11 protein-coding genes are annotated in these 10669 nt (G+C 73.5%); 4 read left to right on the top strand and 7 right to left on the bottom strand.

Annotated features, from left to right (window positions below; translation table 11 throughout):
• The 3 genes from GSF22_RS24255 to GSF22_RS24245 form a co-directional block, all read left to right on the top strand.
• A partial coding sequence (locus GSF22_RS24255; protein WP_208816043.1) for a lasso peptide biosynthesis protein occupies positions 1-433 on the top strand: 433 nt, incomplete at its 5' end.
• Complete coding sequence (locus GSF22_RS24250; RefSeq protein ID WP_208816042.1) at positions 430-2274, top strand: asparagine synthase-related protein; 1845 nt, start codon at positions 430-432, stop codon at positions 2272-2274. The genes GSF22_RS24255 and GSF22_RS24250, both read left to right, overlap by 4 nt.
• Positions 2271-3296, top strand: a complete 1026-nt coding sequence (locus GSF22_RS24245; RefSeq protein ID WP_208816041.1) for an NAD-dependent epimerase/dehydratase family protein — start codon at positions 2271-2273, stop codon at positions 3294-3296. Before GSF22_RS24250 ends, GSF22_RS24245 begins: the two co-directional genes overlap by 4 nt.
• Here the strand turns inward: GSF22_RS24245 and GSF22_RS24240 are convergent, their stop codons facing one another.
• The 6 genes from GSF22_RS24240 to GSF22_RS24215 are packed head-to-tail and all read right to left on the bottom strand — an operon-like array spanning position 3297 to position 8959.
• Positions 3297-3476 carry a hypothetical protein gene (locus GSF22_RS24240; protein WP_208816040.1) on the bottom strand — a complete coding sequence of 60 codons (180 nt, stop codon included), beginning with the start codon at positions 3474-3476 and terminating at the stop codon, positions 3297-3299.
• Positions 3464-4483, bottom strand: a complete 1020-nt coding sequence (locus GSF22_RS24235; protein WP_208816039.1) for a hypothetical protein — start codon at positions 4481-4483, stop codon at positions 3464-3466. Before GSF22_RS24235 ends, GSF22_RS24240 begins: the two co-directional genes overlap by 13 nt.
• On the bottom strand, positions 4464-6218 hold the full coding sequence (locus tag GSF22_RS24230) for a carbamoyltransferase family protein (protein ID WP_208816038.1): 1755 nt from the start codon (positions 6216-6218) through the stop codon (positions 4464-4466). Before GSF22_RS24230 ends, GSF22_RS24235 begins: the two co-directional genes overlap by 20 nt.
• A 51-nt stretch (positions 6219-6269) precedes the next feature.
• Positions 6270-6446: a hypothetical protein gene (locus GSF22_RS24225; RefSeq protein WP_208816037.1), complete on the bottom strand. Its 177-nt coding sequence runs from the start codon at positions 6444-6446 to the stop codon at positions 6270-6272.
• Between the two features lie 46 nt (positions 6447-6492).
• A complete protein-coding gene (locus GSF22_RS24220; RefSeq protein ID WP_208816036.1) occupies positions 6493-8070 on the bottom strand; it encodes a peptide ABC transporter substrate-binding protein in 1578 nt (525 codons plus the stop codon).
• A 16-nt stretch (positions 8071-8086) separates the two neighbouring features.
• Positions 8087-8959, bottom strand: a complete 873-nt coding sequence (locus tag GSF22_RS24215) for an alpha/beta hydrolase (protein ID WP_208816035.1) — start codon at positions 8957-8959, stop codon at positions 8087-8089.
• 97 nt (positions 8960-9056) lie between these two features.
• Between GSF22_RS24215 and GSF22_RS24210 the strand changes: the two genes are divergently transcribed.
• Positions 9057-9785, top strand: coding sequence for a class I SAM-dependent methyltransferase (locus tag GSF22_RS24210; RefSeq protein WP_208816034.1), 729 nt, complete (start codon positions 9057-9059; stop codon positions 9783-9785).
• Between the two features lie 36 nt (positions 9786-9821).
• Here GSF22_RS24210 and GSF22_RS24205 read toward each other — a convergent pair.
• Positions 9822-10669: BBE domain-containing protein (locus GSF22_RS24205; protein ID WP_208816033.1), on the bottom strand; the 848-nt coding region annotated here is incomplete at its 5' end.

Here is a 10669-nt window from a genome sequence, read left to right as displayed (position 1 = left end):
GCCGCCCGTCGTACCACCCGGCCCCACCCTGCTCCTGACCGCCGCCCGGCACCTGCGCGACTGCGACCGCAGCGCCCGGCACGGCGGGCTGCTCGGGCTGACCGTACGACTGCGCCGTGACCTGGCCGCCATCCCGTCCCGGCGCCGGCCGTTCGCCGACCCGCACCGCCTGGTGCAGGCCCAGCTCACGGTACGGCGGCTGCTGCCGCAGGCGCCCCATCCGATGGCCCCGGCCGCCGCTCTCGCCCGGCATGCCTGGCGGGTCGGGCTGCCGGCGGTCCTCGTCGTCGGCGTGCAGAAGTTCCCGTTCCACTGCCGCGCCTACGTCGAGTGTGCCGGCAGGGTCCTCGACGACGCGCCGGAACTGCGCGACGCCCTCGCCCCCGTACTGGTGCTCGGCCCGCCCACCGTACCGCTGACGGAGTCCCCGTGACCGACCTTGCCGGGTACGTCGACCTGCACCCCGACCGGCAACCGGCCCGGCGCCTGCGTGAGCTGGCCGGCCCCGACGGGCCCGGGGTGGTCCGTGGTGACGGCTGGGCGGTCGCGGCCCTGACCCGCCGCTCCCCGCTGCCCGGCGACGACGCACCCCTGCCGGTACGCGACGGGGCCACCACCCGTGGCCTGGTGCTCGGCCGGCTGTTCGGGGTCGGCGGACAGTTGGGCCGGCGGCGCACCGCGCCGGTACCGCTGGACTGGCTCGACGCCGACGGCAGCCTCGCCCGTCGCACCTGGGGCCGCTACGTGGCCGCCGCGGTACGCCCCGACGGCACGCTGCTGCTGGCCCGTGACCCGATCGGCCTGCTGCCCTGCTTCCACGCCCGGCACGGCAGCGGGCTGGTCTTCGCCACCCGGATGGAACTGCTCACCGATCTGCTCCATGCACGGCCCGACGTGGACTTCGACCGGCTCGGCTCGTTCCTCACCCAGGGGCCCTGCCCGACCACCCGGACCGCCTTCCGGGGGGTGGCCCAACTGCCCCCGGGCACGATCCTGACCCGGCGTGGTGCCCGGCAGGTCGAACGTCCGCTGTGGAGTGCCGCGCGGGTGGCCGCCACCGCCGACGGGCGCCTGCCGTCCGACGAGGAACTCCGCCACACGCTGCGGGCCTGTACCCGGGCGTGGATCGCCGACGCGCCCCGGGCCACCCTCGACCTGTCCGGCGGTCTGGACTCCTCGGCGGTGTGCTGGGCGGCCCGCCCCGACGGTGAACCGGCACCGGGTTTCACCCCCCGGTTCGTCCGCTTCTCCACCGGACCGTCGGTCGACGAGCAGCCCCTGGCCGCGCTGGTCGCCGACCGCCTCGGTACCGGCCTGGACGTCATCGAGGCCGACGGTCTGTTGCCGCTCACCCCGCCGCACGGGCCGCTGCCCCGCGCCGACGCACCCCAGTTGCAGTTCACCGAGGCCCGGCTCAACGAGTTCCTCGCCGCCCAGGCCGGCCAGGAGACCGAGGCGCTCAGCGGTGGCGGCGGCGACCAGGTGTTCCTGATGAAGAACGCCCCCGGCTACCTCGCCGACCACGCCCGGGGTCGTAACCTGCTGCCCGCCCTCGTGCAGGCGTGGCGGGAGAGCCGCCACGGCCTCGACAGCATGCCGTCGATGCTGGCCGGTGCCCGCCGGGAACTGCGCCGCCGCCGGCAGCCGCACGAGCCGGCCCTCACCGGCGCCGACTTCGACTTCCCGCAGCCCGCCTGGCTCCACCTGGCCGCCAAGACCCCGGTGGAACTGCCCCCCGACGCCGCCGCACTGCCGGCGGCCCGGGCCAACCAGATCCTCGGCATCGCCTACTGGGGCGACGCCGTCGACCGGCAGCACCGCAACCCGTACCGGCCGAGCATCTACCCGCTGCTGTCCCAACCACTGGTGGAGATCGCCCTGCGGGCCCCCGTGCACCGGCTGCTCGACCACACCGGCGACCGGCTGCCGTTGCGCCGGGCCATGCGCGGCCGACTGCCCGCCGAGGCCGCCGACGCCCCGATCAAGGGCTCCTACGCCGGGATGTACCAGCGGGCCCTGCGGCACAACGTCACCGTGGCCCGGGAGTTGATCGTCGACGGGCGGTGCGTCGCGCAGGGCCTGGTCGACCCGGACCGGGCCCTGGCCGACCTACGGGCCACCGCCCGGGGTTTCGTCCGGGGCCCGAACTGGCCGCTGTACAGCCTGCTCGCCGTGGAACTGTGGTGCCGGGCCTGGCAGCCGCCGGACGCGGCCACCACCGCGGACACCGGATGGGCCCCGCTCGCGGTGGCCGAGGGGGAGGAGACCCGATGACGGTACGACTGCTCGTGCTCGGCGGCACGGCCTTCGTGGGCCGGGCGGTCACCGAGGAGGCCCAGCGGCGCGGCTGGACGGTGACCACCTTCAGCCGCGGACACAGCGGGAAACCCCCGGCCGGAGTGGAGGGCCTGTACGGCGACCGGACCGACCCCGACGACCTGCGGCAGCTCGCCGGCCGGCGGTTCGACCTGGTCGTCGACACCTGGCGGGACGACCCGGCGGCGGTACGGGCCAGTACCGCCCTGCTCGCCGACACGGTGGACCGTTACGTCTACGTGTCGAGCCTGTCGGTGTACCGGTGGCCGGCCGCACCCGGGTTCGACGAGAACGCCCCCCGGGTCACCTACCGGCCACCGACCGGGGACGACCCGTTCGACGCGTACGCGATGGCGAAGACCGGGGGAGAGCAGGCGGTCCGGGAGACCTTCGGGGACCGGGCGTTGCTGGCCCGTACCGGGGTGATCCTCGGGCCGTACGAGTACGTGGGTCGGCTGCCCTGGTGGCTGCTGCGCATCGCCCGGGGCGGCACCGTCCTCGCCCCCGGTCCGGCCGACGCGCCCCTCCAGTACGTCGACTGTCGGGACCTGGCCGACTGGCTGCTCACCGCCGGCCTGGCCGGACGGCACGGGCCGTACAACGTACTCTCCGAACCGGGGCACACCACCATGGCCGGGCTGCTGGACGCCTGCCGGACGGTGACCGGCAGCACCGCCGAGCTGGTGTGGGTACCCGGGGACTTCCTGCTCGACCAGGGGGTACGGGCCTGGAGCGAGCTGCCGATCTGGCTGCCGGCCAGCGACCGGCTGGCCGCCACCTACCAGGTGGGAGTGTCCCGGGTCACCGGCACCGGGCTGCGCTGCCGGGACGTGCAGGACACCGTCGCGGACACCTGGCGGTGGCTGGGCGGCCTCGACGCGGCGGGTCTGGCCAGGGAGGCCGGGCAGCACAAGCCGTGGCTCACCGCCGAACGGGAAGCCGCCGTGCTGGCCGCCTGGCAGCAGGCCACCGCCGGCTGATCACCACAGCGGGTACGTGTTCTCCCGCTGCTGCTCCGGTGGCGGCGGGGTCGACGGCACACCCGTGCCACTGTCTCCGCCCGCCGGGGCCGGTGGGGACGTGGTGCCGTCGGTGTCCCGGCGGCTGCGCCGCGACAGGGCCAGTACCGCGTCGGTGACGACCCGGATCAGTGCGCGCACAGCTTCTCCCAGATGGTCTCGGCGACCTGGCGGTAGCCGTGGTCGGTCATGTGCACCCGGTCGTAGAACGACCAACCGGTGAACCGGCGGGCGGGTAGCTCCAGGAAGTCCACCCCCAGACGCGCGCAGCCCTCGGCGAGCTGCCGGGCGTACCCGTCCCAGGTGGCGGCGACGTGGTTGCGGGCGGTCAGCCACGGCCCCTGCCGTTCCTGGTGCAGGTTCAGCAGTTCCCGTTCCGGCTCGGTCGGTTCCCGCAGCACCGGGTCGGCGAACGGTTGCAGGCAGAACAGCACCCGCGCGTCGTCGCGTACCGCGTTGGCCAGGATGCGCAGGTCGCGGAGCTGGCGGTCCCGGGCGGCGGCCATCCGGGCGGTCAGGTCGTCGTGGTCGACGGCGCTGGGCAGCACCTGCCCGGCGGCGTGCGCGGCCCGGTCGTCCAGCCCGACCGGGCCGGCCGTGTCGACGGCGGCGGCCAGGTCGACGATCGGCGCCCGCCCGAGGGTGGCCACCGCCCCCTCGAAGAACAGCGGACCGTACAGCTCGTTGTGGCCCAGCGACTGGAGCGAGGCGAACACGTTGTTGATGCCGGAGGCCACCACCACGGTGGACGCCTGCCCCAGGAAGGGTACCGCCGCGATCAGCTCCTGCAACGAGTTGCCGGCGTAGATGCCGAGGTTGAGCTGCGGTACCCCGGACAGGTGGGCCAGTTGCGACGGCAGGGTGGTGGCGTCGCTGCTGGCGCCGACGCCGAACACGAACGAGCCGCCCAGCACCAGTCCACCGCCGCCGAGTTCCCGCCAGCGGGCGGTGTCGACCGTCCCGGCGGGGGAGTCGGACAACCGGAAACCGACCGCGTCGGTGTGGAACACCGGGTTGTCGATGCCCGGCCGGTGCAGGAACGTCAGGTACGGCCGCAGGTACAGCTCGTTCGCGTCGTACTCGGCGAACTGCGGGACCAGCTGGTAGCGGCGGTCCCGGTGCGACTTCTCAAGATCTCGAAATGACACAGTTCTCCATCACCAGTGCGTCGAGTTCACTGCGGTCGAAGGTGGACAACGCCTCCTGCGGGGTCGCCACGATCGGCTCGCCGCGCAGGTTGAACGAGGTGTTGAGGACGCAGCCCAGCCCGGTGCGGTCCTGGAACCGGTCGATCACCGCGTGGAACAGCGGGTTGGAGGTGGCGGTGACCGTCTGCACCCGGCCGGTCCCAAAGTGGTTGACCGCCGGTGCGGTGGCCCCGAACTGCGCCGCCAGCGGCATCACCATGAGCATGAACCGGGTCGGCCACTGCTCGGTGCCGCCACCGTCGACGTACTCCGGCGCCCGGTCGGCCAGCATGGCCGGGGCGAACGGGCGGAACGGCTCGCGGAACTTCACCTTCTTGTTGATCAGGTCCTTCACGCCGGGGCCGCGCGGGTCGGCCAGGATGCTGCGGTTGCCCAGCGCCCGGGGACCCCACTCGAAACGGTCCTGGAACCAGCCGACCACCGCCCCGTCGGCGAGCAGGTCCGCGACCGCCTGCGACAGCTCGGCCGGATCGTCGTGGCGGGTGTAGGCGATCCCGGCCCGGTCCAGGATGTCGACCACCTGACCGGGCGTGGACCGGGCACCCCAGTACGCGTGCTCCATCACCCAGGTACGCGGCCGGCCGAGCAGGACGTGGTGGGCGTACAGGGCGGCGCCGAGCGCCCCACCGGAGTCGCCGGGGGCCGGCGAGATGTACAGCTCCTCCACCCCGGCGCGTTGCAGCACCTGGTAGTTGGCCACCCCGTTGAGCGCCACCCCGCCGGCCAGGCAGAGCCGGCGCTGCCCGGTGACCGCCACCGCCCGGCGGGCCATCGCCACCACCGCGTCCTCGGTGAACTGCTGGAGGCTGGCGGCGATGTCGGCGTACCGGCGGGCCAGCTCACCGGCCGGGCCGGCGGCGGTCGGGTCGAGTTCCACCCCGGGGCGGCAGGGCGGCACGCCGAGCAGTTCGGCGAGCCGGGGATGGAACCCGTGCCGGGTCGAGCGGTGGTAGCGGAAGTAGCGCATGTCCAGCCAGAGGCTGCCGTCGTCGTAGCAGCGGGCCACCCGGTCGATCTCGGCCCGGTGGCGGGGGGTGCCGTACGCGGCCAGCCCCATCACCTTGTACTCGCCCTCGTTGACCTGGAAGCCGAGGAACTCGGTGAACGCCGAGTAGAGCATGCCCAGCGAGTGCGGGAAGTGCAGGGTCTGGAGCAGCTGGAGCCGGTTGGTGCCGCCGCCGCGCCAGTCGGCGTACCCCACGCCGATGCTGGTGGTGGCCCACTCGCCGACCCCGTCGATGGTCAGCGTCGCCGCCGAGGCGAACGGGGAGGCGAAGAACGACGACGCCGCGTGCGACAGGTGGTGCTCGACGAAGAGCACCTGGTGCGGTCGTACCCCGACGGTGGCGCAGATCAGGTCGCGGACGGCCTGCCGCTGCCCGCCGTGGGCCAGGAACCGGCGGAACGGCCCGTACGTCGCCGGGGCACCGGCGAGGATCGTGGTGATCGCCCGCTCGGCCTTGATCCGGGGTTTCTCGTAGAACACGACATGGTCCACGTCGCCGGGGCGGAGCCCGGCGGACTCCAGGCAGAACCGGATCGCGTGGACCGGGAACCGGCTGTCGTGCTTGTACCGGCTGAACCGTTCCTCCTCCGCCGCCGCCACGAGCTGGCCGTCGACGAGCAGCGCGGCGGCCGAGTCGTGGAAGAAGGCCGAGACACCAAGGATGATCATTTTTCGGGCCTCCGGTGGGGCGGGGGAGGGGGAGCGGAGCCGGTCACGGGTTCAGTCGAGCCGGCGGGCCCGGTCCAGGTCGGCCGGCTGGTCCGGCACCGGCCGCCAGTTGCTGTCCCGGGGCGGCCGGCGTACCCCGAGCGGGTCGCCGAACAGCCGCACGGCCAGCCCGACCGGTACCAGCAGCGCATAGGCCACCAGCGTCAGTCCGCGCCGCAGAGGCACCATGGTCGCCATCCTAAGTCGATCAACCGTCGGGTCGGAACGCCGAAATCTATTGTCGCTGGTCAATTGCGTGACCCTGGTCGTCGACGGTCACCTCGTGCATCCACGGGCGGGCCCCGAACTGGTTGTAGGTGGCCACCCGGTAGCCGTGCACCCGACGGTGGACGCCGTACACGCCCTTGAGGAAGAACAGCATCGGCGCCGGCACCAGCTCCGCCATCAGCGCCTGGTACCGGTGGTACAGCCGGACCCGCTCGGCCCGGTCCAGGGTCGACGTCGCCGCCGCCAGCAGCGCGTCCACCTCTGCGTCGGCGAAACCGAAGCAGTTCAGGTCGGCCGCCGAGGAGAACAACTCCGACTGGTCCGGCTCCTGCCCCCAGGTGTAGGCCAGCATGAACACCCCGAAGTCCCGCCGCTGGAGCACCTTGCCCATCAGCTCGGCGAAGTCCAGCAGGGTCAGCGCCACGTCCACGCCCAGCCGCCGCCAACCGTCGGCCAGCGCGTGCGCGGTGTCCACCCACACCTTCGTGTTCGTGCCGGCGACCAACTCGATGCGCAGCCGTTCGCCGTCGCGTTCCCGTACCCCGTCCGACCCGACCCGCCAGCCCGCCTCGTCCAGCAGCGCCGCCGCGCGCTGCGGGTCGTACGGATAGGTCGGCGTGACCTGCGGGTCGTGTGCCCATGAGGTCGGCGGGACGACCGAGTCGGCGATGCTGGCCTGACCGAGGTACGCCTCCTTGATCAGGGTCTCCCGGTCCAGTCCGAGCAGCAGCGCCCGCCGTACCCGCACGTCGGCGAGGATCCGTCCGGCCGGGGTGGCCGGGTCGAGCTGGTAGGCGTAGAAGTTGCCGGTCGGCAGGTCGATGATCTCGGTGCGCAGGTGGGGCAGCCCGGCCAGGTCCGCCAACCGCGACGGGTCGATCAGCCCGACGTCCACCGTGCCGGCCCGCAGCGCCTCGGCCACCGCCAGCCCGTTCGGGAAGATCCGGTACACGAACCCGTCCAGCCGGCTCGGCCCCCGGTGGTAGTGCGGGTTCCGGGCGAAGCGGATCTCCTCGCCGGGGGTGCGGGCGGCGACCGTGAACACCCCGTTGACCACCGTGGGCAGGTCGTTGAACCCGGCCGAGGCCAACGCCGCCGGGTCCGTACCGGCCAGGACGTGCGCCGGCAGGATGCCGTGCTGGCCGTGCGCCACCAGGAACGGCGCGTGCACGGTGCGGGTCCGGAACACCACGGTGCGCGGGTCGGGGGCGGTCACCTCCGCCAGGTGCCGGGTCAGCTCACCCCGGTGCGGGCTGCCCAGGGCCTCGTACGCCGGGTCGGTCATCAGCCCGTAGGTGAACACCACGTCGGCGGCGGTCAACGGGTGCCCGTCGGACCAGCGCAACCCCTCGCGCAGGGTGAACCGGTAGGTGCGGCCGTCGTCGTCCACCGTCGGCACCGACGCGGCCAGGGCGGGGAGCAGCTCCCCGGTCCCGTCGGAGGTCAGCAGCCCCTCGAAGCACAACCCGGAGACCAGGGCGCTGAAGGTGTCCTGCACCAGCACCGGGTTGAGGGTGGCGACGTCCTCCGCCCAGCCCTCCACCAGCACCCGCTGCCCGGCATCCGCCGACTGCTCCTCGTTCATCTTTCTCTCCCTCGGATCAGAAGCTGGCGAGCAGCCAGGCGTGGACGTCGGGGACCCGGTGGGCCAGCACCGCCAGGTGGCCGTCCCCGGCGGACAGGGCGACGTGGTCTGCCTTGGCCGTGTCGGCGAGCCAGCGGCCGTGCCCGACCGGGACCATCGCGTCGCGTACCCCGTGCCACACCCCGACCGGCTGTGCGACCGCCGACAGCGCGAACCCCCACGGGCGGGCCAGCGCCAGGTCGTCGTCGACCCAACCGTCCACGCCCGCGCGCAGTCCGTCGCGGATCCCGTCGACCAGGGCGCCGGCGAACCCGGCCCGGGCCACCTGCGCGTCGGAGGAGTCGAGGAAGTCGTCGAGCCCGGCGATCAGCTCGGCCCGGTCCACCGTGGCCATCGCGGTCGCCGTCGGCTCCAGCATCGGCCGCAGGACCTGCTCACCCTGCGCGGCGGCGGTCAGCTCGGCGACGTTGTCCTCCCGCATCCCGTCGGTCGCCACCAGGTCGGGCGCGTCGACCGGACCCAGGCTGCCGAGCACCGCCACCGCCGTCACCCGGTCGCCGAGCCCGGCGGCGCAGGCCAGCGCGTGCGGTCCACCCCCGGACACCCCCCAGGTGGCGAACCGGTCGAGGGCGAGGGCGTCGGCCACCGCCGCGCAGTCGGTGACGGTGTCGGCGACGGACCGTCCCGGGCGCCGGGTCGAGCCGGCGTACCCGGGCCGGGCGAAGCCCACCAGCCGGATGCCCCGGGACCGGGCGTCGGCCACCCAGGACGGCCAGAACAGCGGGGCACCCGGGGTGCCGTGCTGCACCAGTACCGGCAGGCCGGCCGGGTCGCCGTCCTCGACGACCCGCAGGTGCCGGCCGCCGGTGTCGACAGTGTGCTCGCGCATGGGTTCCTTTCCACGGTGGACGGGTTCGGCGGAGGAAACCGGCCAAGATCCGTCCGTGTTAATGTGCACTTTTCTGGCATAGCGGGAGGATGGTGGCGTGACGCGTACCCGACCGGCGGATCCCGACCCGAGCACGCAGCGCGACCCGGCGACGGCGGACGACCCCGCCAGGCAGGACTTCCCGGCCGAGTCGGTCCGGGCCACCTACGACACGGTCGCCGAGCCGTACGCCGACCAGTTCGCCGACGAACTCGACCGCAAACCCTTCGACCGGGCCCTGGTCGACGGCTTCGCCGCCCTCGTGCGGGCCGGCGGTGACCCGGCGCCGGTGGCCGACCTGGGCTGCGGCCCCGCCCACACCACCCGCTACCTGGCCGACCTCGGCCTGCCCGTGGTCGGGGTGGACCTGTCCCCGCAGATGGTCCGGGTGGCCCGCCGCCGGTACCCCGGACTCGACCTGCGCGAGGGCACGATCCTCGACCTCGACCTGCCGGCGGGCAGCGTCGCCGGGGTGCTGGCGCTGTACTCGGTCATCCACCTGCCCCGCCCCGTCCTGCCCACCGCGTTGGCCGAGTTCCACCGGGTACTGCGCCCCGGCGGCACCCTGCTGCTGTCCTTCCACGCCGGAACGGGCACCCTGCACCAGGACACCTGGTTCGACCGCCCGGTCTCCGTCGACGGGCACCTGTTCGACCCGGACGACGTCGCCGCCGCCCTGACCGGGGTCGGCTTCGAGGTGCAGGCCCAGGTCCGCCGCCGCCCCTGGCCGGACATCGAGGTACCGACCGAACGCGCCTACCTGCTCGCCCGGCGTCCGGCGACCTGAGGTCGACATCGGTGCTCGCACCGCCCGGCCCGGCACTCAGCCCAGCGGGATGGACTGCTCGAACCGGAACAGGTTCCCCGGGTCGTACTGCGACTTGACCCGCTTCAGCCGGGCGAAGTTCTCCCCGTAGTACGCGGTACCCCAGTCGACCAGGTCCGGGTCCGGGAAGTTCGGGTACACCCGGTTGCTGCCCCACGGGTGCACCACCCCCCAGGACTGCGACACCCACCGGTACGCGGCCTCCTTCTGTGCCTGCGTCGCCTCCGGCGCCACCATCACCGCGTGCTTGAGGCTGAACGAGGTGTCCCGGTGCACGAACGCGGTGGCGTGCCGGTCGGTGCGGGCGTACCCGCCACCCCACGGCGCCAGCTCCAGCCCGCGTACCTCACCGGCGGTCCGCCCGGCGAGGAAGACCTCCGCCAACCGGTCGACCGCCTCGTCCGGGATCGGGCGATCGAAGAACTCGCCCTTGGTGAACCGGCAACCCTGCCGCTCGATGTGCCCCTGCGGGGTCTCGATCACCTGGTTGTTCACCGCGCTGAGCAGCCCCGCCTGGTACAGGCCGGTCTCCCGGTAGTCCATTTCCCGGCAGTTCACCGACGCCGGCTCCCGCCCGCACCGCTCCACCAGCTCACCGATCAGCTTCATGGCGTCGGACTCGGTACCCACCATCGCCCCGAACACCTCGGCCACCGCCGGGTCGTCGAGGTCGTCCATCGCGGTGAAGCCGAGCCCGGCGGTCATCTCCTCCGGCACCTCCACCGACCAGCGCTGCCACGCCTTGAGCAGCTCGGCCGCGTCCTGGAAGTCCCACACCACGTAGAAGTTCGTCATCCGGGGCGCCGGCCGGGCGTCGAACGTCAACGACGTCACCACCCCGAAGT

Source organism: Micromonospora echinofusca (genome assembly GCF_017614955.1).
In the GTDB taxonomy this organism is placed as follows: Bacteria; Actinomycetota; Actinomycetes; order Mycobacteriales; family Micromonosporaceae; genus Micromonospora; species Micromonospora echinofusca_A.
This window is presented reverse-complemented; position numbering and strand designations above follow the sequence as displayed.